This window comes from Pseudonocardia alni (assembly GCF_002813375.1).
GTDB lineage: Bacteria > Actinomycetota > Actinomycetes > Mycobacteriales > Pseudonocardiaceae > Pseudonocardia > Pseudonocardia alni.
Genome location: NZ_PHUJ01000003.1, coordinates 5,506,728 through 5,533,267, shown reverse-complemented (window position 1 = coordinate 5,533,267; position 26,540 = coordinate 5,506,728). Strand labels below are relative to the sequence as shown.

The 26,540-nt window shown below is 75.4% G+C and carries 27 protein-coding genes; 10 read left to right on the top strand and 17 right to left on the bottom strand.

Annotated elements, in window-relative coordinates; genetic code table 11:
* Window positions 1-6 precede the first annotated feature (6 nt).
* The 7 genes from ATL51_RS27155 to ATL51_RS27125 form a co-directional block, all read right to left on the bottom strand.
* On the bottom strand, window positions 7-1,179 hold the full coding sequence (locus ATL51_RS27155) for an ROK family protein (protein ID WP_062404671.1): 1,173 nt from the start codon (window positions 1,177-1,179) through the stop codon (window positions 7-9).
* A 1-nt stretch (window position 1,180) separates the two neighbouring features.
* Window positions 1,181-2,683, bottom strand: a complete 1,503-nt coding sequence (locus tag ATL51_RS27150; RefSeq protein ID WP_208623081.1) for a sugar ABC transporter permease — start codon at window positions 2,681-2,683, stop codon at window positions 1,181-1,183.
* Entirely contained in the window at window positions 2,683-3,456 is a 774-nt protein-coding gene (locus ATL51_RS27145) for an ATP-binding cassette domain-containing protein (RefSeq protein ID WP_100880336.1), read from the bottom strand. Before ATL51_RS27145 ends, ATL51_RS27150 begins: the two co-directional genes overlap by 1 nt.
* Window positions 3,457-3,531: 75 nt before the next feature.
* Window positions 3,532-4,677 (bottom strand): sugar ABC transporter substrate-binding protein, encoded by a 1,146-nt coding sequence (locus tag ATL51_RS27140; RefSeq protein WP_100880335.1) that lies wholly within the window; start codon window positions 4,675-4,677, stop codon window positions 3,532-3,534.
* 251 nt (window positions 4,678-4,928) lie between these two features.
* Complete coding sequence (locus ATL51_RS27135) at window positions 4,929-5,645, bottom strand: ABC transporter ATP-binding protein (protein ID WP_301549215.1); 717 nt, start codon at window positions 5,643-5,645, stop codon at window positions 4,929-4,931.
* An 8-nt stretch (window positions 5,646-5,653) separates the two neighbouring features.
* Window positions 5,654-6,421, bottom strand: a complete 768-nt coding sequence (locus ATL51_RS27130) for an ABC transporter permease (RefSeq protein WP_208623080.1) — start codon at window positions 6,419-6,421, stop codon at window positions 5,654-5,656.
* Window positions 6,418-7,443: an ABC transporter substrate-binding protein gene (locus ATL51_RS27125; RefSeq protein WP_100880333.1), complete on the bottom strand. Its 1,026-nt coding sequence runs from the start codon at window positions 7,441-7,443 to the stop codon at window positions 6,418-6,420. Before ATL51_RS27125 ends, ATL51_RS27130 begins: the two co-directional genes overlap by 4 nt.
* Before the next feature lie 332 nt (window positions 7,444-7,775).
* Between ATL51_RS27125 and ATL51_RS27120 the strand changes: the two genes are divergently transcribed.
* Window positions 7,776-8,498 (top strand): hypothetical protein, encoded by a 723-nt coding sequence (locus ATL51_RS27120; protein ID WP_100880332.1) that lies wholly within the window; start codon window positions 7,776-7,778, stop codon window positions 8,496-8,498.
* A gap of 7 nt (window positions 8,499-8,505) precedes the next feature.
* Here ATL51_RS27120 and ATL51_RS27115 read toward each other — a convergent pair whose 3' ends face one another.
* Window positions 8,506-8,934: a helix-turn-helix domain-containing protein gene (locus tag ATL51_RS27115; RefSeq protein WP_073577041.1), complete on the bottom strand. Its 429-nt coding sequence runs from the start codon at window positions 8,932-8,934 to the stop codon at window positions 8,506-8,508.
* A gap of 117 nt (window positions 8,935-9,051) precedes the next feature.
* Here ATL51_RS27115 and ATL51_RS27110 point away from each other — a divergent pair, with 117 nt between their 5' ends.
* Entirely contained in the window at window positions 9,052-10,755 is a 1,704-nt protein-coding gene (locus tag ATL51_RS27110) for a choline dehydrogenase (protein WP_100880331.1), read from the top strand.
* A gap of 92 nt (window positions 10,756-10,847) precedes the next feature.
* Here ATL51_RS27110 and ATL51_RS27105 read toward each other — a convergent pair whose 3' ends face one another.
* Window positions 10,848-11,033, bottom strand: a complete 186-nt coding sequence (locus ATL51_RS27105; RefSeq protein ID WP_062402550.1) for a DUF7455 domain-containing protein — start codon at window positions 11,031-11,033, stop codon at window positions 10,848-10,850.
* Window positions 11,034-11,395: 362 nt separating this feature from the next.
* Here ATL51_RS27105 and ATL51_RS27100 point away from each other — a divergent pair, with 362 nt between their 5' ends.
* The gene (locus tag ATL51_RS27100; protein ID WP_073577142.1) at window positions 11,396-12,259 is read left to right on the top strand and encodes an EamA family transporter; all 864 of its coding nucleotides are present in this window, start codon (window positions 11,396-11,398) and stop codon (window positions 12,257-12,259) included.
* Between the two features lie 234 nt (window positions 12,260-12,493).
* Here the strand turns inward: ATL51_RS27100 and ATL51_RS27095 are convergent, their stop codons facing one another.
* Both ATL51_RS27095 and ATL51_RS28515 read right to left on the bottom strand, forming a co-directional pair.
* Window positions 12,494-14,221 carry a DEAD/DEAH box helicase gene (locus ATL51_RS27095; protein WP_073577043.1) on the bottom strand — a complete coding sequence of 576 codons (1,728 nt, stop codon included), beginning with the start codon at window positions 14,219-14,221 and terminating at the stop codon, window positions 12,494-12,496.
* A 167-nt stretch (window positions 14,222-14,388) separates the two neighbouring features.
* Window positions 14,389-15,024, bottom strand: a complete 636-nt coding sequence (locus tag ATL51_RS28515; protein ID WP_157818546.1) for a class I SAM-dependent methyltransferase — start codon at window positions 15,022-15,024, stop codon at window positions 14,389-14,391.
* Between the two features lie 114 nt (window positions 15,025-15,138).
* On the opposite strand from ATL51_RS28515, the gene ATL51_RS27085 reads away from it, so the two are divergent.
* The 3 genes from ATL51_RS27085 (at window position 15,139) to ATL51_RS27075 (ending at window position 18,535) form a co-directional block, all read left to right on the top strand.
* Window positions 15,139-16,992, top strand: coding sequence for a class I poly(R)-hydroxyalkanoic acid synthase (locus ATL51_RS27085; protein WP_157818545.1), 1,854 nt, complete (start codon window positions 15,139-15,141; stop codon window positions 16,990-16,992).
* Window positions 16,993-17,068: 76 nt separating this feature from the next.
* Window positions 17,069-17,914: an alpha/beta fold hydrolase gene (locus ATL51_RS27080; protein ID WP_062404658.1), complete on the top strand. Its 846-nt coding sequence runs from the start codon at window positions 17,069-17,071 to the stop codon at window positions 17,912-17,914.
* A 60-nt stretch (window positions 17,915-17,974) separates the two neighbouring features.
* Window positions 17,975-18,535 (top strand): GNAT family N-acetyltransferase, encoded by a 561-nt coding sequence (locus ATL51_RS27075; RefSeq protein WP_100880329.1) that lies wholly within the window; start codon window positions 17,975-17,977, stop codon window positions 18,533-18,535.
* A 6-nt stretch (window positions 18,536-18,541) separates the two neighbouring features.
* Here the strand turns inward: ATL51_RS27075 and ATL51_RS27070 are convergent, their stop codons facing one another.
* Genes ATL51_RS27070 through ATL51_RS27060 form a run of 3 tightly spaced genes read right to left on the bottom strand, consistent with a single transcriptional unit; the run spans window position 18,542 to window position 20,113 of the window.
* Window positions 18,542-18,796, bottom strand: a complete 255-nt coding sequence (locus tag ATL51_RS27070; protein ID WP_073577143.1) for a DUF3039 domain-containing protein — start codon at window positions 18,794-18,796, stop codon at window positions 18,542-18,544.
* Window positions 18,797-18,822: 26 nt separating this feature from the next.
* Window positions 18,823-19,203: a DUF3099 domain-containing protein gene (locus ATL51_RS27065; protein WP_307799113.1), complete on the bottom strand. Its 381-nt coding sequence runs from the start codon at window positions 19,201-19,203 to the stop codon at window positions 18,823-18,825.
* 10 nt (window positions 19,204-19,213) lie between these two features.
* Entirely contained in the window at window positions 19,214-20,113 is a 900-nt protein-coding gene (locus ATL51_RS27060) for an alpha/beta fold hydrolase (protein WP_100880328.1), read from the bottom strand.
* A gap of 40 nt (window positions 20,114-20,153) precedes the next feature.
* On the opposite strand from ATL51_RS27060, the gene ATL51_RS27055 reads away from it, so the two are divergent.
* Complete coding sequence (locus tag ATL51_RS27055; protein WP_100880967.1) at window positions 20,154-21,893, top strand: GNAT family N-acetyltransferase; 1,740 nt, start codon at window positions 20,154-20,156, stop codon at window positions 21,891-21,893.
* 24 nt (window positions 21,894-21,917) lie between these two features.
* Here the strand turns inward: ATL51_RS27055 and ATL51_RS27050 are convergent, their stop codons facing one another.
* Genes ATL51_RS27050 through ATL51_RS27040 form a run of 3 tightly spaced genes read right to left on the bottom strand, consistent with a single transcriptional unit; the run spans window position 21,918 to window position 24,130 of the window.
* Complete coding sequence (locus ATL51_RS27050; RefSeq protein ID WP_100880327.1) at window positions 21,918-23,108, bottom strand: AMP nucleosidase; 1,191 nt, start codon at window positions 23,106-23,108, stop codon at window positions 21,918-21,920.
* Entirely contained in the window at window positions 23,105-23,512 is a 408-nt protein-coding gene (locus ATL51_RS27045; protein WP_100880326.1) for an ArsR/SmtB family transcription factor, read from the bottom strand. The genes ATL51_RS27050 and ATL51_RS27045 overlap by 4 nt, the downstream gene beginning before the upstream one ends.
* A 27-nt stretch (window positions 23,513-23,539) precedes the next feature.
* The gene (locus ATL51_RS27040) at window positions 23,540-24,130 is read right to left on the bottom strand and encodes an HhH-GPD-type base excision DNA repair protein (RefSeq protein WP_100880325.1); all 591 of its coding nucleotides are present in this window, start codon (window positions 24,128-24,130) and stop codon (window positions 23,540-23,542) included.
* Between the two features lie 31 nt (window positions 24,131-24,161).
* Here ATL51_RS27040 and ATL51_RS27035 point away from each other — a divergent pair, with 31 nt between their 5' ends.
* The 3 genes from ATL51_RS27035 to ATL51_RS27025 all read left to right on the top strand — a co-directional run bounded on the left by ATL51_RS27035 (window position 24,162) and on the right by ATL51_RS27025 (window position 26,533).
* Window positions 24,162-25,721 (top strand): DUF7782 domain-containing protein, encoded by a 1,560-nt coding sequence (locus tag ATL51_RS27035; protein ID WP_301549214.1) that lies wholly within the window; start codon window positions 24,162-24,164, stop codon window positions 25,719-25,721.
* Window positions 25,718-26,179 (top strand): D-aminoacyl-tRNA deacylase, encoded by a 462-nt coding sequence (gene dtd / locus ATL51_RS27030; RefSeq protein ID WP_100880323.1) that lies wholly within the window; start codon window positions 25,718-25,720, stop codon window positions 26,177-26,179. The genes ATL51_RS27035 and dtd overlap by 4 nt, the downstream gene beginning before the upstream one ends.
* A gap of 69 nt (window positions 26,180-26,248) precedes the next feature.
* Window positions 26,249-26,533, top strand: coding sequence for a YggT family protein (locus tag ATL51_RS27025; RefSeq protein ID WP_062402520.1), 285 nt, complete (start codon window positions 26,249-26,251; stop codon window positions 26,531-26,533).
* Window positions 26,534-26,540: the final 7 nt, after the last annotated feature.

Genomic DNA, 26,540 nt, shown 5'->3' with positions numbered 1-26,540 from the left:
TCTCCGTCAGACCGCCGCCAGCACCGGCTCGAACGCGATCTCGGCCGCGCCGACCAGCGCGCCGTCGCGGCCGAGCGGAGAGACCGCGAGCCGGGTCCCGCCCGCGGCCCGGCTCACCAGGCTGCGCCGGCGCAGCTCGGACCCGATCCGCTCGACCACCGAGGGCGGCAGCGCGCCAAACAGGTCGCCCAGCACGACGAGCTCGGGGGCCAGCATGTTCACCACTGTCACCAGCCCGGCGGTCATCCACCCGGCGTAACCCTCCAGCAGCCGGTCGGCCCGGCCCGGCACGACGGCCAGGTCGCGCAGCTCCGCGACGAGCACCCCGCGCGGGGTGTCCTCGGGCAGGCCGAGCGCGCGGCACAGCGCGGGCTCGCCCACCTCGGTCTCCCAGCAGCCGTGCGAGCCGCAGAAGCACTCCCGCCCGTCCGGGCGGACCATGAGGTGACCGAGCTCGCCGACGTAGCCGCCGGTGCCGCGCAGCGGCTGCCCGCCGGACACCACGCCGCCGCCGACGCCGACGTCGGCCGAGAGGTAGACCATGTCGGCGACGTCCCGGCCGATCCCGCGCAGGTGCTCGGCGAGTGCGCCGGCCTCCGCGTCGTTGGCGACCTGCACCGGCCGGGCGAGGACGGCGGCGAGCCGGGCCCCCAGCTCGACGTCGCGCCAGCCGAGGTTGGGCGCCTCGTGCACGAAGCCGTCGGAGCGCCGCACGACGCCGGGCACCGAGACCCCGACCGCCTGCTCGGCGACGCCCAGCTCGTCGCGCAGCAGGGCGGCGGACTCGGCGAGGTGGGTGATCACCTCGCCGGGCAGCCGGGTGGTGCGGTGCAGGTTCCAGCTGTGCCGGCCCAGGATCTGGCCGCCGATGCCGACCATCGCCAGCGCGACCTGCTCGACCCGGATGTCGACGGCGAGCACCACCGCCGCCTGCGGGTCGGGCAGCACCAGCAGCGACGGCCGCCCGGCCCCGGAGCGCTGGGCCGGGACGGCCTCGGTGACGACGCCCGCCTCGGCGAGCCCGTCCACCACCGCCTTGATCGTGCTGCGGTTGAGGCCGAGCTCGCCGGCCAGCGTCGCGCGGGTGCAGGGACCCTCGACGTGCAGCCGGCGCAATAGGACGGCCCGGTTGTGCCGGCGCGCGTCGTCGGGCCGGGTCCCCGATCCGGGCTGGGTCATGTCACCGGCCGCTGGCCGCCGCCCGGCGCCGTGACGCCACGTCGACACCGGCCGCGAGCAGCAGCACCAGGCCGGTCACCACGAACACGACGGCGGCGGGCTGCTTGAGCAGGCCCAGACCGTTCTGCACCGTGGCGAGCACCGTGCCGCCGATGACGGCGTTGCTGATGCGGCCGCGGCCGCCGAACAGCGACGTGCCCCCGATGACCGCGGCGCCGACCGCGAACAACAGGGTGTTGCCGCCACCGGCCGCCGGGTTCACCGACCCGATCTTCGACGAGTAGACGATCGCGCCGATCGCGGCGAAGGCGGTGGAGATGACGAACACCGACGCCCGGATGCGGGCGACGTCGATCCCGGCCCGGCGCGCGGCCTCCCGGTTGCCGCCGACGGCGTAGACGTGCCGGCCGAACCGGGTCCGGTCGAGCACCCAGGTGCCCGCGACGAGCAGCACCAGCACCACCGGGACGACGTAGGGGATCCCGGCGATCGCGATGACGCCGGGCGAGCGGTCCTGCACGAGTGCGAACGTCACCAGCCCGCCGAGCACCACCACCGCTCCGATCTTGAGTGCGACCAGCCCCGTCGGCGGCGCGACCAGTCCGCCGCGGCGCCGGGTCCGCAGGCGCACCACCTGGACGGCCGCGTAGCCGCCGGCGACGACCACGAACAGCACCCAGGACGCCGTGACCGAGAGATTGCCGTTCGCCACGGCGTTGATCAAGGGGTCGCGCAGCGCGATGGTGCCGCCGTCGCCGATGAGCTGCAGGATCACGCCCTGCCACGTGATGAACAACGCCAGCGTCACGACGAACGACGGCATCCCGATCCGGGCCACGAGGAACCCGGTGAGGCAGCCGATCACCACCCCGACGCCGACGGCGAGCCCCATCACGGTGAACGCGTTCGCCGGGACCCCGATCACGAGCACGACCGCGGTGAGCAGGCTGATCACCGACCCGGCCCACACCCGGACCAGCGCGGCGAGCACGGCACCGGCCAGCATCACCGCCACGAGGAGCACGAACACGGTGGTGCCGGTGGCGCCGAGCACGTTGCCGTCGCTCATCAGGTGCAGTGCCATCAATGCCGCCGCCAGCCCGGACGCCGTACCGGCGGCCAGGTCGATCTCCCCGGTGAGCAGCACGAACACCAGACCCATCGCGATGATGGTCGGGCCGGCGCCCTGCTGGAGCAGGTTCGCCAGGTTGAGCAGGCTCGGGAAGGTGCCGCCCGAGTCCAGCACGCTGAACAGCACGAACAGCGCGGCCAGGCCGAGCAGCGCCGGCAGCGAGCCCAGGTCACCGCCACGCAGGCCGCGCAAGTACGTCGTGATCGCCTCGCGGGTGGTGCGGGCGGTGGTGTCGATGCCGAAGTCGGCGGCCCGGTTACCGGGGTTCGCCCGGCGGGCCGCGCTCTGCTCCTGCTCGGGCGCGGGCGTCCGTTCGGTCACGGTGTCTCCTCCCGGGCCGGCGGGGCCGGACGGATCGGGGTGGGGGGCCATCAGGTCACCGCCTGCTCGGGCCGCGGCAGCCCGAGCTCGCCGGAGCGGCCCGCGGTGATGAGCTGGACGACGTCGGAGTGGGTGACCTCGCGGGTCGGGACCTGCGCGACCATCCGGCCGAGGTAGAGGCAGGCGATCCGGTCGGACACCTCGAACACGTCGGCCATGTTGTGGCTGATGAGCACGACGCCGAGGCCCTGCTCGGCCAGGCGTCGCACGAGGTCGAGCACCTGGCGGGTCTGGGCGACGCCGAGCGCCGCGGTCGGCTCGTCGAGCAGCACGACGCGCGAGTCCCAGAGCACCGCCTTGGCGATGGCGACGGTCTGGCGCTGCCCGCCGGACAGCGACGCGACCGGGGTCCGGACCGAGGTGACGGTGCGGACCGAGAGCGACGCGAGGGTGTCGCGCGCGGCCTGCTCCATCGAGCCCTCGTCGAGCATCCAGGAGCGGCCGCGCTCGCGACCGAGGAACATGTTCTGGACGATGTCGAGGTTGTCGGCCAGCGCGAGGTCCTGGTAGACGACCTCGATGCCGAGCCGGGAGGCGTCCGACGGCCCGGCGACGGTCACCGGCGCCCCTTCGAACAGGACCTCGCCGGAGTCGATCGGGTGGATACCCGCGACGCACTTGACCAGGGTGGACTTACCCGCGCCGTTGTCGCCGACGAGCGCGGTGACCTCGCCGGCGCGCACGGTCAGGTCGACGTCGTGCAGGACCTGCACGGCGCCGAAGCTCTTCGACACACCGCGCAGGGAGAGGATGGGGTCGGCCACTTTCGGGCACCTTCCACGTGGGCGTCGGCCGGGCCGCGGCGGGGTCTCCGCCGCGGCCCGGTCCGGCTGCGGGTCCTACTTGATGCCGAGCTGGCCGCAGGCGGCCTGGGTCTCGGCGTTGCAGATCTCCGAAGCCTTGACGTAGCCGGCGTCGGTGACCTTCTTGACCGAGTCCTTGGTGATGAGCTGCGGCTCGAGCAGCACCGACTTGACGTCGCGGTCGCCCTTCGGGTCCTCGACCGTCTGGGTGGCGACGCCGTCGGCGGCCGCGGTGTCGCCCTTGGCCAGGGCACCGGCGAGCTTCGCGGCGGCCTCGGCCTCCTGCTCGATCGGCTTGAACACCGTCATGTACTGGTCCCCGCGCAGGATCGCGGCGAGCCCGTCGGCGGTGGCGTCCTGGCCGGTGACCACGACCTTGCCGTTCAGGCCGTACTTGGCCAGCACCGTGACGATGGCGCCGGCGAGGCCGTCGTTGGCGGCGACGACGCCGTCGACCTTGCCGCCGTTACCGGTGAGGATCTGCTCGAAGGTGGTGCCGCCGACCTGGTTGTCCCACTTGTCGATCTTCTGGCTCTGCACCAGCTTCAGCGCCCCGGACTCGTACTTGGGCTTCAGCACGGTCTGCTGGCCGTTGTAGAACAGGGTCGCGTTGTTGTCGGTCGGCGCGCCCTCGATCTCGATGACCTGGGCGCCCGGCTTGTCGCCGATGCCCTGGACCAGGCCCTCGCCCTGCAGGGCGCCGACCTTCTCGTTGTCGAAGGAGACGTAGTAGTCGCTGACGCCGCCGAGGTTGAGCCGGTCGTAGTCGATGACCGGGATGCCCTGGGCCTTGGCCTTCTGGGCGACGGCGGTCCCGCCGTCGCTGCTGATCGATGCGATGATCATGACCTTGACGCCGCTGGAGATCATCCCGTCGGCCAGGGTGGAGAACTTCTGCTCGTCGCCCTGGGCGTTCTGGATGTCGGGGTCCATGCCCTCGGCGCGCAGCGCCTTGTCCAGCATGGGCTTGTCGAAGCCCTCCCAGCGTGCCGAGGAGTCGGTCTCGGGGAGGATCACCCCGACCTTCACCCCGCCGCCGGAGTCGCCGGAGCCGCCCGCGGACTCCCCGCCGCCGCCCGCGCTGTTCTGTCCGCAGCCCGCGACGGCCAGCAGCAGGCCGAGACCCGCCGCCGCGACCGCCCGACGCAGCCGGGGACCGCGCCCCGTGTTCCGTGCCCCCATCGGGGTCTCCCTCCACCACGTTGTGGACCGCTCGCATGATCACGAACGGGTGAATGTTGCGAGCGCCAACGTATTGGGCGGAACAGGGTCCGCGACAGCCTTCTGAATCGAGAGAGTTCCCCTTTCGTCATCACGATCCGGTCACGAACATCGACTTTGTTGCCCTGCGGCACGATCCGGACGGCCGCAACGGCACCGGAACGCCGTGGCGGGCGGCGACCACCGGTCCCCGCCCCCGGGGTCGATCCCCCTCAGCCGCGCAGGGTCTCCAGCAGGTCCGCCTCGACCGCGGCCAGGGTCGGGTCGGTACGGCTGCGCGGCCGCCCGGCGTCGACGACGACCTCCCGCACCACGGTCGCCGGGCGCGGCGAGAAGACCAGCACCCGGTCCGACAGCAGGGCCGCCTCCCGCACGTCGTGGGTGATCAGGACCGTCGTCCAGCCGTAGCGGGCGCGCACCGACTCCAGCCAGTCCTGCATCGCGGTCCGGGTGAGCGCGTCCAGCGCACCGAACGGCTCGTCGAGCAGCAGCACCTCGCGCCCCCCGACGACGGTGCGCAGGAGCGCCGCGCGCTGGCGCATGCCGCCCGACAGCGCACCCGGGCGGACGTCCTCGAAGCCGGCCAGCCCGAACGGCTCGAACAGCGCGCGGGCACGCTCGCGGGCCTCGCGGCGCCCCACGCCGGCGACCTCCAGCCCGAGGGTGGTGTTGTCGAGCACGGTGCGCCACGGGAACAGCAGGTCCTGCTGGGGCATCAGGCCGAACGGGGCGCCGCGCACCGGGCCGCCGTCGACCTCGATCCCGCCGGTCACCGTCGCCCCGTCGAGGATGCCCGCCAGGGCCCCGAACAGCGTCGACTTGCCGCACCCCGACGGCCCGACGAGCGTCACGAACTCCCCCGGCGCGACGTCCAGGTTCACCCCGGACAGCACCGGCAGGTAGCCGTAGGAGACCGACAGGTCACTCACCACGACCTTCACCGCGCACCGTGTCCGTCGTGGTCGGCCACGTACCAGGGCGTGACCAGGCGCTGCAGCAGGAAGGTCAGCGCGAACAGCGTCACCGACAGCACCGCGGTCACGCCGACGGCCGCGAGCACCAGGTCGGTGCGGAACTGGTTCTTCTGCAGCTGCATGAAGATCCCCAGGCCGGCCCGGGCGCCGACGTACTCGGCGAAGATCGCCCCGGTGACGGCGTAGGTGATCGCGATCCGCAGCGCCGTGAAGAACGACGGCAGCGCCCCGGGCAGCCGCACGTAGCGGAACCGCTGCCAGCGCGAGGCCCCCATCGACCGCAGCAGCGCGGTCGCGGACCGGTCGGTCGCGGCGAAGCCCTCGATCAGCCCGACCGCCACCGGGAAGAACGTCACCAGCGCGATGACCAGCACCTTCGGCAGCAGGCCGAACCCGAACCAGATGATGAGCAGCGGGGCGATCGCGACCACCGGCAGCGTCTGCGAGGCCACCAGCAGCGGGGTCAGCGCCCGGCGCAGCCACGGCGAGAAGTCCACCGCGACCGCGGCCGCCCAGGCCAGCACCATCGAGACGGTGAACCCGATCAGCGTCACCTGGACCGTCGGCAGCGTGTTCGCCCACAGCTCGGCCCGGAACGCCCAGCCCTGCTCGACCACCCGCAGCGGCGAGGGCAGCACCTGGGGGCGGGCGCCGTCGACGGTGACCGCGACCTGCCAGGCGACCAGCAGGACGGTGACCAGCGCCGCGGCCGGCCACAGCCGGCGGATCACGGTGCCAGGTAGTCGTTGGTGAACCAGGTCGAGAAGTCCGGCTTCTGCCGCACCGGGGCGCCGTCCGGCCCCGCGACGGTGCCCGTGTCGTAGAGGAACCCGGAGAACCCGGCCCACTGCTGCGGGGTCTGGAACCCGACGCGGCCCTGCGTGTCGCGCAGGAAACGCTCGCTGAGCATCTGTGCGCCCCGGTCGACCAGCGCGTCGGAGGTGAACGCGCCGGGGTTGGCCTCCTTCAGCATCCGGGCCGCGGTCGCCGGATCCTGCGCGGCCAGCGCGTAGCCCTTCTGGACGGCCTGCACGAACGCACGGGCCCGGTCGGGGTGGTCGCGCAGCCAGGTCGAGTTGCCCAGCAGCAGCACGTTGTAGGAGTCCGGGAAGCCGTAGTCGGTGTAACGGAAGGTGCGGATCGGCTCGCCCCGCAGCTGCGCCTCGATGCCCTCGACGTTGACGAACGGCTCGGTGAAGTCGGCCTGGCCGGAGTAGAGCGCCTCGTAGGCCGCGGTGGACAGGACCTCGGTGCGGAAGTCGCCGCGCCCGCCGTCGGCCCGGATCACGGCCTGCATCTTCTGGTTCTCACCGGGCCCGCCGAATCCGGCGTAGATCTTGCCGTCGAGGTCGCGCGGGCGCCGGATGTCGGTGCGGTCGGAGCGCACCGCGATCTCGGTCGCCCAGTGCTGCAGGATCGCCATCACCGAGGTGATGTCGGCGCCCGCGGCCTTCGAGAACGTGAAGGAGTCCTGGAAGCCCACGCCGAAGTCCGCGGCGCCGGAACCGACCAGGGTGTCCGGCGAGGTCTGGTTGTAGGGCAGGAACTCGACGTCGAGGCCGGCGTCGCGGAAGTAGCCCGCCTGCTGGGCGGCGAACAGCCCGATGTGGTTGGTGTTCGGCGTCCAGTCCAGCGCGACGCGGATCGGCCCGCCCCCGGCGGAGCCGCCGGAGCCGTCCTCCGCGGCGCAGCCGGACAGGGCCAGCGCGAGCGCCAGCGCGACGGCGAGTGGACGGAGAGCACGTGACAGCACGGGGCGGCCTCCCTACGCCGGTGTGACCCGGATCAGGTTCGAACGGTCGGCGGCCGGTCCTGCCGCCCTCTCAGCCTCGGTGCGCGGGCTCCCGCGGTACGACCGTGAACCCTACGCGGTCCGCCGGGTCCTGCCGGGACGACGTCCGCCACACCGGACCGGCCGGACACCCGCAGTCACCGTGGCCGTCCGATCCGATCACCTGCGGTGATCGTCGGGACGGCCGGGCGAGCCGCCGTCCGCGGCGCGGACCACGATCGTTATCCTCGCCACCACACCCGCGACGCTGTGTCACGAACCCCGCTCGCGGGAGCTGACGCGGAAGGGACGAGATGGCGGCCTCGCTCTGGACCTCCGGCACGACCGGGCGGCCGACGCCCGACCCGGCCCCCGCCCTGGTGCGGGTCGCGTTGCAGGCCGGCGCCACCTCCGTGGCGCACGCCGACATCGCCGCGATGCTGTCCGGGATCTGTGTCGCGCTGGTGCCCGCCGCCCGGGTCGGGGGTGCGGCGCTGCTGCTGCGCGAGCCCGCCGACCCCCGCGACCCCGAGGCCCGGCGGGTGTTCGGCTCCGACACCGCCGCGCTGCGCCTGGGTGAGCTGCAGCGCCGGGCCGACGCCGGGCCGGGCCCCGCCGCCGAGCGCGGCGACCGCACGCTGACCACCCCGGACCTGACCCGGTCCGGACCGCCCGAGCTGGCCGCCGCCGCGGCCGACTGCGGCCTGGTCCGCTCGCTGTCGGTGCCGGTCCCGGTCGCCGGGCGCACCGCGGGCGTCCTGCAGCTGTTCGCCCGCGGCGGGCCCGACGACCCGCTCGGCGAGCGTCTGGTCGTCGCGCTGGCGCCGGTGGTGACCGCGCTGGCGGCCCGGCTCACCGACGTCCGCGAGCTGGCCCGGCTGCAGCTGCGCGCCGCGCCGCCGTCGGTGCCGGAACAGCCCGACGCGCTCGACCGCACCGCGCTGATCCCGGCGGCCCGCCGCTCCCCCGTGGTGCCGGTGGCGCCGCGAGTGCCCGCCCAGCGGCAGGCGCGGCACCGCAGGAACGACCAGGGCTGACCCGGGGTCAGGCTTCCGGCCGGTCCTGGCGGTCCGCACACCGTTCGAGGAGCTGCTGGTGTTCCTGCAGGTAGGCCGACACGCGCTGGCGGCTGACCCCGAACAGCCTGCCGATCCCGGCGATCGTCTCGCCCTCGCCGTGCAGCGCGACGGCCTCCTCGCGGCGGAACCGGCCACCGACGGCGCCCAGGCCGTCGAGGGTGCGGGTGAGGGTCTCCACGATCAGCGGCCGTGCCTCGCGCGGGACGATCGCCCGCCAGCTCAACCCCTGAGACCGCAGCTCCTGCAGCTCGGCCACCCGTTCACGGGCCGAGGACAGCTCGGCGACCGACGCCTCCAGCTGGGCGGCGAGGGCGGCCAGAGCGGCGTCGGCGTCGTCCGCGGCGGCGTCGCGGAGGTCCGCTCCGTCCTCGGCGTCACGCTCGGTCGTCGTCACACCATCGAGCCTACGGGGGTGGCGGCGACGGCCGGTGGGCGCGGCGTACCGTGATCCACGCAAGGGGGGTTGCTCCCTCGAACAGGGCAATCCCGACAGTGGGTGTGGAGGGCGCGCATGGGCCGGTACGACGTCGTCATCGTCGGCGGGGGATCCGCGGGGGCGGTGCTGGCCTCCCGGCTCACCGAGGATCCCACGCGGCGGGTGCTGATGCTCGAGGCGGGCCGGCCCGACCACCGCTGGGACCCGATCATCCGGATGCCCGCCGCGCTGTCGAAGGCGTGGGGCAACCCCCGCTACGACTGGTGCTACGTCACCGAGCCCGAGGCCGGTCTGGCCGGACGCCGGATCGCCGTCCCGCGCGGGAAGGTGCTGGGCGGCAGCAGCAGCATCAACGGGATGGTCTACCAGCGGGCCCACCCGGGCGACTACGACCGCTGGTCCCGCCTGCCCGGCTGCGAGCAGTGGAGCTCGGCCCACCTGCTGCCCTACTTCCGCCGCCTGGAGCGGCGGATGTCCGAGCGCGGCACCCCGCTGCCCGACGGCGGTCACGGGCCGCAGGTCCTCGAGCGCGCCCCGGCCGCGGGCCCGCTGAACGCGGCGTTCCTGGCCGCGGCGCAGCAGGCCGGGCACGCGCTGCTCGACTCCACGAACGGCCCGGTCCAGGAGGGCTTCTCCCGCACCGAGCGCACGATCTCGCGCGGGCGCCGCTTCTCGGCGACCGACGCCTGGCTGCACCCGGTCGCCGACTCACGGCCCAACCTGACCGTCCGCACCGGCGCCCTGGTCCGCGCGCTGCGCACCGACGCCCGCGGTACCCGGGTCATCGGCGTCCGCTACCGCGCCGCCGACGGCACCCTCCGCGACGTCGACGCCGGCGAGACCCTGCTCGCCGCCGGCTCCGTCGCCACCCCGCAGCTGCTCCAGGTGTCCGGCTTCGGCGACCCGGAGCACCTTGCCGGGATCGGCGTCGGGACCCGGGTGGCGCTGCCCGGGGTCGGCGCGAACCTGCAGGACCACCTCGCGGTGCACCTGCAGCACGCCTGCTCCCGGCCCATCTCGCTGGCCCCGCACCGGGCCCCGCACCGGCTGCCCGCCGCGGCGGCCCGCTGGCTCGTCTCGGGCACCGGGATCGGGGCCAGCAACCACTTCGAGATCGGCGGGTTCGCCTCCACCTCGATGGCCGGGGGCATCCCCGACGTCATGATGCTGTTCGCGCCGGTCGCGATGCGCTTCGCGCCGGACGTCCCGCCGGTCGGGCACGGCTACGAGATGCACGTCTCGGTGATGGCGGGCGACGTCCGCGGGACGGTGCGGGCGGTGTCCCGCGACACCGCCGTCCCACCGCGCCTGGTGCAGAACTACCTGGTCACCGACGGCGACCGGCGTCGCTGGGTGGAGGCCGTCGGCCTGGCCCGGGAGATCCTCACCCAGCCGGCGTTCGCGGGCCTCGACGCCGGGGAGACCTTCCCCGGCGAGGGTGTCCGCTCCGACGCCGAGATCCTCGCCTGGGTGTCCCGGCGCGCCCAGAACGGGCTGCACCCGACCAGCACCGCGCGGATGGGTACCGACGCCGACGCCGTCGTGGACCCGTCGACGCTGCGCGTGCACGGCACCGAGGGTCTGCGGGTCGTCGACGCGTCGATCTTCCCGGACGTGCCCAACGCCAACACCTACGGCCCGGTGGTGGTGGTGGCCGAGCGGGCCGCCGACATCGTCACCGGCGCCACCCCGCTGCCCGCCGACCCGGCGCCGTCGCGGCCGGCCGGGGCACGCGGGGCCCCGGGCACCGGCCCGGAGCCGCTCGCACCGGTGTCCTGAGCACCCCCGGACATACCGAACGGGGCGGGGATCCGATCGGATCCCCGCCCCGTTCGAGGGTCTGTGTGGGGGCGCGGGTGGCGCCCCGGGTGTCACTCCCCGGTCTGCACCTGCACCCCGGACTCACGCAGCTTGGCGGCGTGGGCGTTGCCGTGGTGGTTGCAGAACAGGAGTTCCCCACCGGAGGGCAGGATCGCGCGCACCTTGGCAGCCGCACCGCAGCGGTCGCAACGGTCGGCAAGGGTCAGTTCGGGCCGGGTCAGCGTTTCGGGCTGCATAGCGGTCTCCCTCCGTCGCGGCGGCGGGCTTCGGGCGCTCGCCGCCGTATCACTGTGACGACCGCACGAGCGGTTCGCCCACACCTGTACAGACGCTCGAGGCCCCTGCACGTGTTCCCGGGATGCGTCGCGACGTCCGTCACGTGTGGCGTGCGCCGCACGGTTCGGTGGCGCCGCGATGTACCCGCGGTGACCGGTTGCGTATGAAGTTGACTGCGTGTGAATCATGCGGGCAACTCGCCCGACGTGCAAGCGCGCCACGGTAAATACGGTGTGTCGCGGTCTACGGTGGCCGGGTGAGTCCCCGCCCGTCGCCCGATCGTGTTCCCGCTCCGTTGCTGTTCCTGGCCGGTGGGACCTCGATGTACGTGGGGGCCGCGCTGGCCGTCGGGCTGTTCGACCGGCTCGCGCCGTCGGCGGTCGCCGAGCTGCGCCTCATCGGTGCCGCGCTGGTCCTGCTGGCGTGGCGCCGCCCCGGCCGCGACTCGTGGCGCGGCGTCCGGCTCGTCCGCGCGGGGACGTTCGGGCTGGCCACGGCGCTGATGAACGTCGCCTACTACGAGGCGATCGCGCGGCTGCCGCTCGGCACCGCGGTGGCGGTCGAGTTCACCGGCCCGGTCGTGGTCGCGGCGCTCGCCTCGCGCCGGTTCCGCGACGTCGGCGCGGTCGGCCTCGCCGCGGCGGGCGTGCTCCTCATCGCCGACGTGCGCTGGTCCGGCAGTCCCGCCGGGGTGCTGTGGGCGCTGGGCGCGGCGGCGATGTGGGCGGCCTACATCGTGCTGGGCAAGCGGGTCGCGCGGGCCGGTTCCGGCATCGACGACCTGGCGACCGGGTTCACCGTGGCCGCCGTCGTCCTGGTCCCGCTGCTGTTCACCGGGGGTACGGGTGCCGCGACCGGGTTCGGGCTCGCGAACCTCGCGCCGCTCGCCGATCCGGTGGTGCTCGGCCTGTCCGTCGGGCTGGGTGTGCTCAGCTCGGTGATCCCCTACGTGCTGGACCAGGTCGTGCTGCGCCGGGTCGGGCAGGCCCGATTCGCGGTCCTGCTGGCGCTGCTGCCCGCCACCGCGACGCTGGTCGGGCTCGTCGTGCTCGGTCAGCTGCCGGGGCCGCTGGAGGCCGTGGGGATCGCGCTGGTCGTCGCCGCGGTGGCCCTGCGGTCCCGCGACGGCGACGAACCCGTCCCCGTTCCCGCCACGTACGTCCGGGATCGGTCCGCCCCGTCCTGACCGCTCCGGCGGCGCGACGTCCGCACGGTGATCCGGAGCTCGCGCGCTGATCCGCGGTCCGCGCGTGTCCGGACGCGCGCCCCGAGCGGATCAGCGCGCGCGGAGTGGATCACCGCGTGCCGGCCGTGGTGGCTCTCCGGTCCCCCGACGGTGCCGGGCCGGCCCCCACCGCGCCCGCACGGGCGGCGTCGTCCTCCGGCCCGCCGGCGACACGGCGGCCCGCCAGGGCGGCTCTCAGCGCCAGGACCGCAGGGTCGCGATGCGTTCCTCGAGCTGCTCGATGGTCGCCATCGCCACCGGCGGGCCGCCGCAGTGCGCCCGCAGCTCGTTATGGATCTTCCCGTGCGGCTTACGGGTCTTGTGGTTGTGCAGCGCGACCAGGGTGTTGAGCTCCTTGCGCAGCGTCTGCAGCCGCTCCCGCACGCTCTGCCCGCGCTCGGCGGCCGGCGGCGGGGTGGGCTCGGTCGCCGGGGTGGCGCGGGCCTGGGCGCCGGTGCGCGGCGAGCCCTTCGCGATCCAGTCGGCCTGCCGCTGGGACAGCAGGGTGCGCACCTGGTCGGGCTCCAGCAGCCCGGGCAGCCCGAGGTAGTCCTCCTCGTCGGCGGAGTAGGTGGCGCCCTCATAGATCAGCTGGTCCAGCTCGGCGTCGGCGCCGAGGGAGGTGAACGCCTTCTCCTGCTCGCCGGGCTCGTCCTTGACCGTGTTGGCCTCGTTGAGCTCGGCGTCGTTCCAGACCTCCTCGGGCCGCTGCGGCTTGCCGAGGACGTGGTCGCGCTGGGCCTCCAGCTCGCTGGCCAGGCCGAGCAGCACCGGGACGCTGGGGACGAACACCGACGCGGTCTCGCCCTGCCGCCGCGACCGCACGAACCGGCCGATGGCCTGGGCGAAGTACAGCGGGGTCGAGGCGCTGGTGGCGTAGACGCCGACGGCGAGGCGCGGCACGTCGACACCCTCGGACACCATCCGGACCGCGACCATCCACCGCTCGGTGGAGCGGGAGAACTCCGCGATCCGGTCCGAGCCGCCCGCCTCGTCGGACAGGACGACCGCGGGCCGGACCCCGGTGATGCCGGTGAGCAGCGCGGCGTAGGCACGGGCGGCCGTCTGGTCGGTGGCGATGACGAGGCCTCCCGCGTCGGGCATGCCGCCGTCGCGGTGGCTCTGCAGGCGGCGGTCGGCCGCGGCGAGCACCGCGGGCATCCAGTCCCCGGACGGGTCCAGCGCGGTGCGCCAGGCCATCGCGGTCTGCTCGCGGGTCAGCGGCTCCCCCAGCCGGGCCGAGATCTCCTCGCCCGCGCTGGTGCGCCAGTTGGACGTACCGGAGTAGGCCAGGAAGACGACCGGCCGGACCACGTTGTCGGCGAGCGCCTCGGCGTAGCCGTACTGGTGGTCGGCCCGGCTGCGCGGGGCGCCCTCGGCGTCGGGGACGTACTCGACGAACGGGATCGGGTTGTCGTCGGAGCGGAACGGCGTCCCGGTCAGGGCGAGGCGGCGGGTGGCGGGCTCGAACGCCTCGTAGACGCCCTCGCCCCAGCTCTTGGCGTCGCCCGCGTGGTGGATCTCGTCGAGGATCACCAGCATCCGGCGGTTCTCGGTGCGGTTGCGGTGCAGCATCGGGTGCGCGGCGACGCCGGCGTAGGTGATCGCGATGCCCTGGTAGTCCCGCGAGGTACCGCCCGCGGAGTTGCGGAACTCAGGGTCGAGCGCGACGCCGGCGGCCGCGGCCGACTCGGCCCACTGGTACTTCAGGTGCTCGGTCGGGGTGACGACGGTGATCGCGTCGACGACCCGGTCGCGCAGCAGCTCCGAGGCGACGCGCAGGGCGAAGGTCGTCTTGCCCGCGCCCGGGGTCGCGACCGCGAGGAAGTCCCGCGGCGAGGTCGCGAGGTAGCGGGCGAGTGCGCTGCGCTGCCACGCGCGCAGCGGGCGGGTCTCGGGCGACACGAGCTGGGTCTGCGACACACGTCTCCCCTGGTCCGTGGGTCGTTCCCGGGCGGGAACCGGCGATCCCCGGCAGGTCCGCGGGTCGACGCCGACCGGGCTGCGGGGCGCGGATCAGGGTAGCCGGGGGCCGCACCGTCGCCGCCCGGTGGGCGGGCCCGGGGCCTCCCCGGCGGTGACGGGCCAGGTCAGCCCCGGGGCGGCCGCGGACGGCGGGCGGTGAGGACGAACGCGGGCGGGACGTTGGCGAGCACCGCGCGGCCGTGCACGACCTCCTCGAACGCCGCGGCGAGCCGCCGCCGGAGCCGGCGGGCGGGCGGCAGCGACCGGGTCACCGAGTAGCCGAACTGGGTCAGGGCGCCGTCGGGGTGCAGGCAGCCGGCGACGACGTCGGTCAGCCACGGCTCGTCGCGCGGGTAGGCCGCCCACGGCAGCCCGGAGACGACCACGTCGGCGCCGCCGAGCCCGCGGGCGGCGAGCAGCGCGGGCAGCTCGGCCGCGTCCGCGACGGCGACGTCGAGCCCGGGGTGGCGGGCCCGCAGCAGCGCGGCCAGGCGCGGGTTCAGCTCGACGGCCAGGTGGTGGCCGCGGCCGCCGAGGCGCTCGGCGATGACGTCGGTGAACGCCCCGGTGCCCGGCCCCAGCTCGACGACGACCGGGTCCCCGGTCGCGGGGACCGGTGCGGTGGCGGCGAGGGCCAGCGCCCGGGAGCTCGGCAGCGCCGACGCCGTGCGCAGCGGGTCGCGCAGGAACTCCCGCAGGAACGCACCCGTCCCGGCCGGGGACGCGTGCGGGGACGGGGTGGACGGGGCGACGGTGCTCATCGGGCTCCGGGGTCTCGTGCGGCGCGACCGGGCCACCGTGCCGGTCCGGTCCGAACGCCGCCCGACGACGGGGTGAACGCGCCGCGACCGGTGGCGGTGGGGATGATGGAGGCGATGAGCGAGCGCGACCGCACCCCAGCCGACGCCGGCCCCCTCGCGCTGCCCGCGGCGGGACTGCGGCTGGCGGCCGCGGTGTCCGCCCGGCCGCTGCTGCTCCTGCGCCGCGGCGGCGACTGGGTCGCCGAGCTGGGCCGGGTCGGCCTGGGCCGCTCCGCCCTCGCCCCGGACGTGCCGGCCGGTCCGGTCGCGCCGGTGGCGCGGTGCGCGGCCCAGGTGCTGCTCGCGACGACCGGGGCGGTCTCCGGGCTGCTCGACGACGCCGTCGCGAGCCCGGACGTGCCGCTGCCCGCCGCGGACGCCGAGCGGCTGCGCGCGACCCTCGCCGGGCTGGCCGCCCTCCTGCTCCCCGGCCAGGGTCCCCTCGTGATCACCGGATCGGAAGGGAACGGTGCCACCGACGGCACCGATCCCTGCCGGGACGACGATCACGGTCGAGTCGCCCCGGTGGCCGCTGCCCCATGCCCCGGCCCGACCATGATCACCGGGTCGGAGGGGAACGGTGCCACGGACGGCACCGAACCCCTCCCGGACGACGATCACGGTCGGGTCGCCCTCGGGACCGCAGGCACCCAGGACTCCCCGGCAGCGGCCGAGGTCGCGGACCGGGTCTTCACACCCCCCGGAGCCGACACCCCGCCGGTCCCCTTCGACACCGGCGCCCGCGACGCCCGGGGCGGCCCCGTCCCCGGCCGCGACGTCGCCGCCACGCCCGGCGCGGTCGTCCTGCGCACCCCGATGTTCGAGCTGCTGCAGTACCTGCCGCGGACCGAGACGGTGTACGACACCCCGGTGCTGGTCGTCCCGCCGCTGGTGCACCGCTACTGGCTGGCCGACCTCGCGCCCGGGTACTCGCTGGTCGAGCACCTGCTCGGGAAGGGCCTGCAGGTGTTCGCGCTGTCCTGGCGCCCGGCGGGCCCCGCCGACGCCGACCGCGACCTCGACGCGCACGCCGCCGCCGTCCTCGACGCCGTCGACGCCTGCGGGCGCATCACCCGCGCCCCGCGGGTGTCGCTGCTCGGCGTGCGCACCGGCGGGCTGCTGACCGCGGCGGTGCAGGCCCACCAGGCGGCGATCGGGCTCGACGACCGGGTCGCCGCCGCCGCCTACCTGGCGACCGTCCTCGACCAGTCCGACGCGCTGCCCGGCTTCGCCCCCGACCCTGCGACCGTCGCCGAGACCGCGGGCCTGGCCGCCCGCGACGGCGTCCTCGACGGTGCGACGGCGGTGCGGGCCTGGGCGTGGCGGCGCGGCCCGGACCGGGTGCTGCCGTGGGCGGTGCCGCGCGGTGGCGGGACCGCCGACCTGGACGGACGCGCCGCGCGGGCGATGCGGGCGTGGGTGTCCGACCTGCTGCCGCTGCCCGCCGGGCTGCACACCGACCTCGCCGCCCTGGCCGCGGCGTCCGGCGACGGCGGGGGCCCGGACCGACCCGACGTGCGGGTCCTCGGCACCCCCGTGCGGTTCGCCGAGCTGCGTCGCGACAGCTACCTCGTCGCCGCCGACGACGACCCGGTGCAGCCCTGGACGGGCGGGTACCGCACCGCGCAGCGCCTCGGCGGAGCCTGCCGGCTCGTCCTGGCCCCCGGCGACCAGGCGGGCGCGCTGATCGCGCCGCCGTCGGTGGCGACCGGGTTCCGCGCGGCACCCTGCTCCACCGGCGACGGTGCGGCGCAGCGGTGGCGGGCCGGGGCCGAGGCCGTCGAGGGCTCCTGGTGGGACGACCTGGCCGCCTGGCTGGTCGAACGCTCCGGCACGATGCGCGACGCGCCCCCGGAGCTGGGCGGACGTCGACTGCGCCCGCTGTTCCCGGCCCCGGGGACCTACCTGGGCGAGCCCGCCCCCGTCTGAGGGTGGGGTCCGGGATCGTCACACCCGGGGCCGTCCGCACCCCACCGCCCGGCCGCGGCACCTAGGCTCGGCGGTGATGACCACTTCCAGCTCCCGGCCCGTCGGCGGCGCGGGCCTCGAGGAGCACGACGTGCTCGTCGGCGGCCGTGCCCTGCGCGTCGTGCGTCGCCCCGCCTCCGGCCCGGGCCCCCGCCGCACCCCGCTGCTGTTGTGCAACGGCATCGGCGCCGCCACCGACGTGCTCGACCCGCTGGTCGCGGCGCTGCCCGCGGACCTCGACGTCATCCGGTTCGACCCGCCGGGCATCGGCGGGTCGGCGGTGCCGCGGATGCCGTACCACCTGACGTGGATGGCGCACCGGCTCGGGCAGGTGCTGACGAAGCTGGGCGTGCGTGAGGCCGACGTCCTGGGGTTCTCCTGGGGCGGGATGCTGGCCCAGCAGCTGGCGATCAGCCGTCGCCGCCGGGTGCGCAAGCTCGTGCTGGCCGCGACCGGCCCGGGGGCGCTGATGATCCCGGCGTCGCCGCGGGTGATGGCGGTCATGACCTCGCCGAAGCGCCACCAGGACCCGTCCTACGTCGACGCCGTCGCCGCCCGCATCTACGGCGGCTCGCTGCGCGACCACCCGGAACGGGCCGCGGAGGCGCTCGGCGCGGGGGCCCGGCGCGGCCCGATGCGCGGCTACTACTACCAGCTGATGGCGCTCTCGGGCTGGACCAGCCTGCCGCTGCTGCCGGCGATCACCGCGGACACCCTGATCATCGCCGGCGACGACGACCCGATCGTCCCGCGCGGCAACGCCACGATGCTGCACCGCGGGATCCGCCGCTCCCGGATCAGCCGCTACCCCGGCGGCCACCTGGAGCTGCTGCTCGACCCGGAGCCGTTCGCGGCGGAGATCGACGCCTTCCTGCGGTCCTGACCCCGCCACCGCGCTGCCCCCGGCCGAGCGGGACCGCGCGGATGGACGCACGATGGCCGGGTGGCGCCCCCCGCACGGACGACAGGTGAACGCACGACCCCCGCACGCCCGGCCCGGGACGCCGTTCTGCGCCCGTGGCGCGGCCCGGCGGACTCCGCCGCACTGGCCGCGCTCGACGACGGCGCCCCGGGCATCGGCGTCGCCTGCGGACCGGAGTGGCACGACGACGCCGCGGCCGACCCGGCGCGGCTGCACCTGCTCCTGGAACGTCCGGGCGAGCCCGGCCCGGTGGGCTACGTCGTGCTGGCCGCACCCCGCGGCCCGGAGCCGGGGGTCGAGCTGCACCGGCTCGTGGTCCACCCCGACCGGCGGGGTACCGGGGCCGGACGGGCCCTGCTCGGTGCCGCCCTCGCCGTCGCCGGGGTACCCGGAGCGACCGGCGACGCCCCCGACGGGCCGCCGTGGGCGGGCCCGGGGCGGTTGTGGCTCGAGGTGGCCGCGGACAACGTCGCGGCGCTGGCGCTCTACCGGTCGGCCGGGATGGTCACCGAGACCGTGCTGCGCACGGTGCCCGGCGACCCGTCCTCCACCCCGCTGCGGCTGCTGCTCGCGCGGGGCTGAGGGGTCTCACTCCCCGTCGCCGCCACCCGGGGGGAGCCCCTCGAAGATCTCCTTGCACCGCGGGCACACCGGCGATCCCGGCTTGGGCGACTTGGTCACCGGGAAGGTCTCGCCGCACAGCGCCACGACCATGTTCCCCAGGACCGCGCTCTCGGCGATCCGGTCCTTCTTGACGTAGTGGAACATGTCCGGCCGGTCGTCACCGGTCTTGTCGGTGGTCTCCGGCCGGGTGTCGACCTCGGGCAGCGTCGTCGTGGACATGGCGCCCATGATGCCCGAGACCGGCCTCAGGGCGGGGAGGCGGTGCCGCCTCCCGTGGTACCCGTGGGCTGTTCGTCGTCGGTGGTGGGCCGGGGGCCGGCGGGATCGTCGCCACCCTGGTCGATCACCGGACGCGGACCGGTCTCGATCGCCCGGTGGTCCTGCCGGTGCCGGTTGGGCGTCTCCGCCTTGCGCGGCAGCCGGTCGTTCGCGATGAGCACCGCGATCCACGGCAGCGGCACCGAGATCGCGAGCAGGGTCACCGCGACCCACGGGATCTGGTAGAAGACGCCGGCGAGGATCATGCACGGGATCCGCATGCCCATCGTCCACTTGTAGCGCCGCTTGCGGATCTCCAGTTCCTCTTCGTAGGACATCTGCGCGTCCGTGATGAGAACGGGGTCCACGCGTCGCCGCTCAGCCACTGTCGAACCACCTCCCTTTCCATGGTGACACCCCTACGCGATCCCCGCGCGGGCGCCCGCCGGTCGCCTCGCGCACACCCGCGGGCCCGCCGTCGACGGTGGGGTCGAGCGTCTCCCAGCGGCGCAGCCGCGCGGCGAGCAGCCGCGACCACCAGACGACGTCGTCCGGGGTCGCCGCGATCGACAGCGCGGCCGCGGGCAGCCGCTCCCGCAGGGTCTGCGCGGTGGACTCCGGATGGCCCGGGTCCCCGGTCCAGGCCAGTACCTGCACCGGCACCGTGATCCGCTCCAGCTCCTCCGGTGCGGGGAGGTCGGTGGCGGCCGCGCCGCGCAGGACCGCCGGGAGCAGGTCGGCGCGCACGTCGGGCCCGGTCCGCGGGCGGCCCCGGGCTGCCGGGGGCAGGTCCGCGTCGTCGGCACCGGCGTCGAGCGCCGCGACACCGTCGGCCTCCACGGCCGACGCGGACCGCTCGTAGTCGCGGGACCGGGCGCGGCGGGTTCCCCAGGCGGTCGGCGGCAGCATCAGGGTGAGGCTGGCGAACCGGGCCGGGTCGGCCAGCGCGGCGTGCAGCAGCGTCCCGGCGCCCATCGACGGCCCGACCCCGTGCACCCGCTCCCCCGGTACGACGTGGTCGAGCAGCCCCAGCAGGTCCCGGGCCAGCGCGGGCCACCGGTAGTCCGCGGGATCGGTGGTACCCCCGGAGCGGCCGTGGCCGCGCGCGTCGTAGCGCAGCAGCCGGACGCCCTCGACCCGGGAGGCGATGTCGAGCCGCATCAGGGCCTCACGGCGACGGCTGGAGGTGAGGCCGTGCAGCGCCACCACCGCCGGACCGCCGGAGGTGTCGCGGACGTCGAAGTCCAGTGTCGCCCCGGCGATCCCGAACGTGGCCATGCGCTACGCCTCCCGATCTTCGTCGGCCTAGGTTATGGCCATGCGGCTGACGAGCGTGACGCACCTGCGCCTGCCCTACGGGACGCTGCTCGGCTACGACGTCGCCGTCGGCCGGACCGGGCACCCGGTCCCGGTCTCGTTCGACCAGCGCCGCCACGTCGGCCGCGGGGACCGGCCGGGCTCGTGGATGGCGATCACCTGCCGGCTGCCCGCGGTGGACCTCGACGCGCTGGCCGGGGCCTGGCTGGCGGTGCTGCGCCGGCACGGGACGCTGCGCACGGTGTTCTCCCCCGGCCCGGACGGCCCCCGGCTGCACGAGGTGGACCTGCGTCCCGGCCGCTGGGTCACCCACCCGGTCGCGCCCGGCCAGGCCGTCGACGACGCCGTCCGCCGGATGCTCGACGAGCGCTGCACCCCCTACGCGGCGCCGTCGCACCGACTCTGCGTGATCCTCACCGCGGACCGGCCGACGCTCGTCGTGGCCGCCGACCACGCCCACGTGGACATGTGGTCGCTGCTGGTGGTCCTGCGCGACCTCGTGCAGGGCCTGGGCGGGACGCTGCCGCCCGGCCCCGTGCGCCCCTTCGCCGAGCACACCGCCGCCCTGGCCGGCCGGGAGCCGGCGCCCGACGGGGTCCGGCAGCGCTGGGCCGAGATCCTGGCCGCGGGCGGCGACGTGATGCCCCGCTTCCCGCTGCCGCTGGGCGAGCTCACCCCCGCTCCCCCGGAGCGCGTCGAGGTGCGTGACGTGCTCGGCGTCGACGACTGCGCACTGTTCGAGCGCCGGGCCCGCGGGTCCGGGGTCTCGACGCTGGCACTGGTCACCTCGGTCATGACCCGCACCACCCGGGAGCTGGCGCACGCCCCGTTGCGCGCGGTGTTCCCCGTGCACAGCCGCTACGACGACCGCTGGCACGGCTCGGTCGGCTGGTTCATCACCAACGCGGTGATCGACGCGCGCGACCCGGACCCGCGGGCCTGCGCCGACGCCGTCCGCGAGGCCGTGCGGCTCGGCTCCTGGCCGCTCGACGACGTGCTGGCCCCGTGGGGCGGGATGCCCGAGGCGCCCGGCATGTTCGCGATCTCCTGGCTGGACCTGCGACGGCTGCCGGTGCGCATCGACCACGCCGGGCTGGACGCGCAGTACGTCAGCTCGGCGGGCGACGCCGACGGCGTGATGGTGTGGTTCGTCCTCGACGAGGCGGGCCTGCACCTGCGCTGCCGTTACCCCGACACCGACGAGGCACGGGAGAACGTCGGCGCCTGGCTGGACCGGGTCGTCGACGGCGTCCGGTCCAGCGCCCACCCGGCGGGCGCGGACGTCGTGCCGGCCGGGGACCGGCTCGTCGTCGACCGGGCCACCCGGGCCGACGTCGCGGCGGTCGTCGCGCTGCTGTCGGGTTCCGGGGACGCCGACGCAGACGACCCGGACCTGGCGCCCTACGAGGAGGCCTTCGACGCCCTGGACCGCGACCCCGGCCGGTTCCTCGCCGTCGCCCGCGCCGGCGACGGCCGGGTGGTCGCGACCGTGCAGCTCACGATCCTGCCCGGGCCCGCCCTGCGCGGCGCGACCCGGCTGCAGGTCGAGGGGCTGCGGGTCGCCGTCGGGTGGCGACGGCGCGGGGTCGGGTCGGCGCTGGTGGAGTGGGCGCACGAGCACGGGCGGGCCCGCGGCGCCGTCCTGGCGCGGGCCGGGGACACCGCCGGGGACGGGCCGCACCGGTTCCTGGCGCGGCTGGGCTACGAGCCCGACCGGGCCGGGTACACGCGGCCGCTCTGACCCCCGCCGTGCCCGGGCCGCCGGTCAGGCGCCGTCGGGCCCGTTGCCGAGCAGCGGCTCGTCGGCGGAGCGGACCTCGGAGCCGGGCAGGCCGTCGGGGTGCTCGTCGCGGACCCGGTCCAGCGCGTCCAGTGCGATCCCGAGGTGCTTGCGCTTGCTCGCCTCGTAGAACGCCCGCGCGCCGCCGGCCAGCTTGGGCTCGGCGTGCAGCGGCTTGTCCGACACGCACAGCAGGGTCGCGTTCGGGATCCGGTAGCGGAACCCGTTGGCGGCGATCGTCGCGGACTCCATGTCCACCGCCACGGCGCGGGCCAGCCGCATCCGGTGCAGCGTCGCGGCCTGGTTGAACTCCCAGTTGCGGTTGTCGGTGGTGTGCACGACCCCCGGCCGCCAGGTCGCCTCGGCCGCGCCGAGCGCGTCCATCAGGTAGCCGTTGAGCCGGATGCTCGGGATGACCGGCACGTCGGCCGGGAGCACCTCGTCGAGCACGTGGTCGGCCCGCTGGTAGGCGGTGGCCAGCACGAAGTCGCCCAGCTCCTGGCGGTTCCGCAGGCCTCCGCAGTGCCCGATCATGATCATGGTGTCCGGGCGGAGCACGGCGAGGTGGTCGGTGACGGTCTTGGCGTTGGCCGGGCCCACGCCGATGTTCACCAGGGTCACGCCGTCGCCGTCGGCGCCCGGGTGGTGGTAGGCGGGCATCTGGACGCCGGCGCGGTCGGGCCGCTCGGCGTCGGGGAAGCGCTCCAGGAACGACTCGACGTGCATCGCGTAGTTGGTGAACAGCACGTGCCGCTGGAAGGACTCGGCGGGGGTGCCGGTGTAGTGCGAGAGGCGGTCCAGCGAGAGCGCCATGCGCTCCGGGCCGAACAGGAACAGCTTCTTGACCCGCAGGTCGAAGCGGTCCTCGTCGAGCGCGGCGAAGAACTCCGGGTCGGTGAACGCCCGGGCCGGGCGGGCCGCGCGAGCGGTGACGGTGGCCCCGGCGGCGAGCAGACCGCGCAGCTCCCGGTGCAGGTAGCGGCGGATCGCGCACGGGCGGGCGAACTCCCCGGAGATGCGCGGGTTGTGCGTCGACCAGGGGCGCACGACCTCGAGCTCGGGGTACCAGCCGTCGTCGTAGACCGACTGGAGGGCGTCGAGCAGCCGGGCGATCTCGTGGTCGAGCTTCTCCGCCGGGACCGGCGGGCGGACCTGCTCGATCATCGCGGGCGTCACGACGCTTCCCCGTCGTCGGCGCCGTGCGCATGCAGCGCGCCCGGGGCGACCGCGACCGCCGACACGATCTCCAGCACGCGGCGGGCGAGCCCGTCGGTCAGCCGGTAGCGGACCAGCCGCCCCTCGCGGTGGGCGGTGACCATGCCGTGCGCGCGCAGCAGGCGGAGCGCGTGCGAGACGGCCGAGTCGCTCATCCCGACGGCGACGGCGAGGTCGGAGACGCAGAGGTCCCCGGCGTGCTGCAGCGCGAGCAGCAGCGACAGGCGGTTGACCTCGCCCAGGACGTCCAGGACGGTCGCGACCTCGGCCACCTTGGTGGCGTCGGCGAGCACCGCGACGGCGTCGCAGACCTGGTCCGGGTCGATCACGCGTGCGCCGGCGAGCGCCTCCGGAACCTTGTGCACGCCCGTGATGCTAGCCCTGTCGGCGGATCACTCCGCCGCAGCGGCCTTCTTCTCGCGCGCCGCGGCCTTGATCGCCTTCTTCGTGTCGCGCACCTCGAGCAGGGTCCGGGAGTCGACGACGTCGGCCGCGGAGAGCCGGGTGCCGTCGGCGCCGTAGTCCCCGGCGGCCTCCCGCCAGCCGTCCGGGGTGACCCCGTACTGCTTGCCGAGGATCGCGACGAAGATCTTCGCCTTCTGCTCGCCGTAGCCGGGCAGCGCCCTGAGCCTGCGCAGCACCTCGCGCCCGTCGGGGTCGTCGCGGGTCCAGATCGCGGCCGGGTCCCCGTCCCAGTCGGAGACGATCGCGCGGCACATCTCCTGCACCCGCCTGGCCATCGAGCCGCCGTAGCGGTGGATGGCGGGCGGGGTGGTGGCCAGCGTCGCGAAACCCTCGGGGTCGTGGTCGGCGATGACGCGCACGTCGAGCCCGCCGAGGCGCTCGTGCAGCTTCAGCGGGCCGCGGAACGCGACCTCCATCTGGATCTGCTGGTCGAGCAGCATGCCGATCAGCAGCGCGAGGGGCTCGCGTTCCAGCAGCGCGTCGGCCTCCGGTTCCTGGGCGATGCAGATCCCGCTCATGCCGCACAGGATGGCACGCGACAATGGGGGGGTGCTCCCCCATCTCGACGCCGGTGACATCGAACGCGTCCGCGGCTGTCTGCTCGACGCCGGCTACACCCCGGACGGCGTGCGCGCCCTGCTGGGCCGCTCCGCGCACGACGCGCTGACCCGCGGCGAGCCGGAACCCGCCGCCCGGGCCAGCCGCGACGGCGGGGAGCTCGGCACCCTGGTGCGGCTGTTCCTGCTGGAGGACACCGAGCCCGAGCCGGCGGTGACCGCGGCGCTCGGCGACCTGGACCCGCTGCTGGCGGGCCGGATCCTGCGCCGCACCCCGGAGGGCATCCGGGCCGCGCTGGACGTGCGCCCCTACGGCGAGGGCCCCGGCGCCGACGGCGAGCCGGGCACCGACTGGTGGGTGGTGTCCGACATCGACACCCCGGCCGCGCGGCAGGACCGCGAGCACGTCACCGGCGTCGGCGGGGCGTCGCTGACGCTGGCCGCGGCGACCGTCCGCCGCCCGGTCGGCACCCTGCTCGACCTCGGCACCGGCTGCGGGGTGCAGGCGCTGCACGGCTCCCGGCACGCGCTGCGGGTCACCGCGACCGACGTGCTGCCGCGCGCGCTGGCGCTGGCCCGGCTGTCGCTGGGGCTGTCCGGGGTGGAGGTCGACCTGCGGGAGGGCCCGTGGTTCGCCCCGGTGGCCGGGGAGCGCTTCGACCAGGTGGTGTCCAACCCGCCGTTCGTGCCGGGCCCGCCGCGGGTGGACTACGTCTACCGCGACTCCGGTGCGGCCGGGGACTCCGCGCTGGCCGGACTGCTGGGTGAGCTGCCCGGCCTGCTCAACCCGGGCGGGGTCGCGCAGCTGCTGGGGTCGTGGCTGCACGTGCGCGGCGAGGACTGGCCGGACCGGGTGCGGTCCTGGCTGCCCGACGGCGTCGACGCCTGGGTCCTGCAGCGCGAGGTCGTCGACCCGGGCCTGCACGTCGGCACCTGGCAGCGCGACGCCGGGCTGGTCCCGACCTCCCGGGCGGCCCGCGAGCAGGCCGGGGCCTGGCTGGACTGGATGGCCGCCGAGCGGGTGGAGGGGGTCGGGTTCGGCTTCCTCATGCTGCGCCGCACCGACAGCGAGCCGACCGTCGTGGTCGAGGACCTGCCCGGCGAGCTGGGCGAGGGCCTGGGCCGGGAGATGACCGGCTGGCTGGACCGGGTGGACTGGCTGCGCGCCCACACCCGCGACGAGGACCTGCTCGGCGCGCGCCTGCTGCTCGCCCCGGAGACGGTGCTCGAGTCGGCCTCGTCGGTCGACCCGGACGGCGGCTGGGCCGAGCTGTCGACGACCGTGCGCCGCTGGGGCGGCCCCGGTTGGGAACACCCCGTCGACGCCCCGGCCGCGGCGCTGCTGGCCGGCTGCCGTGGCGACCTGCCGCTGTCCGAGCTGCTCGCGCTGCTGTCCTACGCCCACGACCTGCCGGTCGACGCGCTCGTCGCGGCGACGCTGCCCGCGGTGCGGGAGTTCGTCCGGCACGGCCTGCTCCAGCCGGTCGACGGCTGGCCGCACCCGGTGCCCGCGCGGACCGCGGCCGCGTCGCCGTCGGGGCCGGTCGGGTGAGGGCCGTCGTCGCCCGCGTACGACGGGCGTCGGTGACGGTCGAGGCGCCCGACGGCACACCGCTGCGGGTGTCCGGTGAGATCGGGCCCGGGCTGCTGGTGCTGCTCGGCGTGCACGCCGACGACGTCGGCACCGACCCCGCCGCGACCGCGCGGAAGGTCGACACGATGGCTCGCAAGCTGCACGAGCTGCGCATCCTGCGCGACGAGCGCTCGTGCGCGGACGCCGATGCCCCGCTGCTCGTGGTCAGCCAGTTCACCCTGTACGGCGGGACCCGCAAGGGACGCAGGCCGTCCTGGTCGGCGGCGGCCCGCCCGCAGGACGCCGAGCCGGTCGTCGACGCGGTGGTGGCCGCGCTGCGCGGGCGCGGCGCCACCGTCGGGACCGGGGAGTTCGGCGCGCAGATGGCCGTGGAGTCGGTCAACGACGGCCCGTTCACGGTCCTGGTCGAGGTCTGAGCCCGGTACCGGTCCCCGGTCTCAGCCGTCTCTCACCGGACTCTCAGCCGGAAAGGGGACGATGGAGACATGGTCGCCTACCTGCTGTCCTGGTTGTTGGGGCTGTTCCAGCTCGTGCTGGTCGCCCGGGTCGTCGTGGACTGGATCGACGTGCTCGGCTCCGGGCGCGGCGGCGCCGTGCTCGACACCGCCCGCCGCATCACCCACGGCCTGACCGAGCCGGTCGTCGCCCCGATCCGCCGCCGCGTCCAGCCGGTCCGGATGGGCGCGGTCGGGCTCGACCTGTCGGTGCTGATCGTGTTCGTGGCCGTGCTGCTGGCGCGGCTGGTCGTGGTGCCGCTGATCCCGTTCTGACCCCGGG

Excerpts from the sequence above, each read along its gene's own strand:
- ATL51_RS27140 (WP_100880335.1), bottom strand. The coding sequence starts at position 4,677 with ATGGGGGCACGGAACACGGGGCGCGGTCCCCGGCTGCGTCGGGCGGTC.
- ATL51_RS27110 (WP_100880331.1), top strand. The coding sequence starts at position 9,052 with ATGGGCCGGTACGACGTCGTCATCGTCGGCGGGGGATCCGCGGGGGCG.
- ATL51_RS27070 (WP_073577143.1), bottom strand. The coding sequence starts at position 18,796 with ATGTCCACGACGACGCTGCCCGAGGTCGACACCCGGCCGGAGACCACC.
- ATL51_RS27055 (WP_100880967.1), top strand. The coding sequence starts at position 20,154 with ATGCGGCTGACGAGCGTGACGCACCTGCGCCTGCCCTACGGGACGCTG.
- ATL51_RS27150 (WP_208623081.1), bottom strand. The coding sequence starts at position 2,683 with ATGGCCCCCCACCCCGATCCGTCCGGCCCCGCCGGCCCGGGAGGAGAC.
- ATL51_RS27100 (WP_073577142.1), top strand. The coding sequence starts at position 11,396 with ATGTACGTGGGGGCCGCGCTGGCCGTCGGGCTGTTCGACCGGCTCGCG.
- ATL51_RS27025 (WP_062402520.1), top strand. The coding sequence starts at position 26,249 with ATGGTCGCCTACCTGCTGTCCTGGTTGTTGGGGCTGTTCCAGCTCGTG.
- ATL51_RS27080 (WP_062404658.1), top strand. The coding sequence starts at position 17,069 with ATGACCACTTCCAGCTCCCGGCCCGTCGGCGGCGCGGGCCTCGAGGAG.
- ATL51_RS28515 (WP_157818546.1), bottom strand. The coding sequence starts at position 15,024 with ATGAGCACCGTCGCCCCGTCCACCCCGTCCCCGCACGCGTCCCCGGCC.
- ATL51_RS27120 (WP_100880332.1), top strand. The coding sequence starts at position 7,776 with ATGGCGGCCTCGCTCTGGACCTCCGGCACGACCGGGCGGCCGACGCCC.
- ATL51_RS27155 (WP_062404671.1), bottom strand. The coding sequence starts at position 1,179 with ATGACCCAGCCCGGATCGGGGACCCGGCCCGACGACGCGCGCCGGCAC.
- ATL51_RS27105 (WP_062402550.1), bottom strand. The coding sequence starts at position 11,033 with ATGCAGCCCGAAACGCTGACCCGGCCCGAACTGACCCTTGCCGACCGT.
- ATL51_RS27040 (WP_100880325.1), bottom strand. The coding sequence starts at position 24,130 with ATGAGCGGGATCTGCATCGCCCAGGAACCGGAGGCCGACGCGCTGCTG.
- ATL51_RS27060 (WP_100880328.1), bottom strand. The coding sequence starts at position 20,113 with ATGGCCACGTTCGGGATCGCCGGGGCGACACTGGACTTCGACGTCCGC.
- ATL51_RS27085 (WP_157818545.1), top strand. The coding sequence starts at position 15,139 with ATGAGCGAGCGCGACCGCACCCCAGCCGACGCCGGCCCCCTCGCGCTG.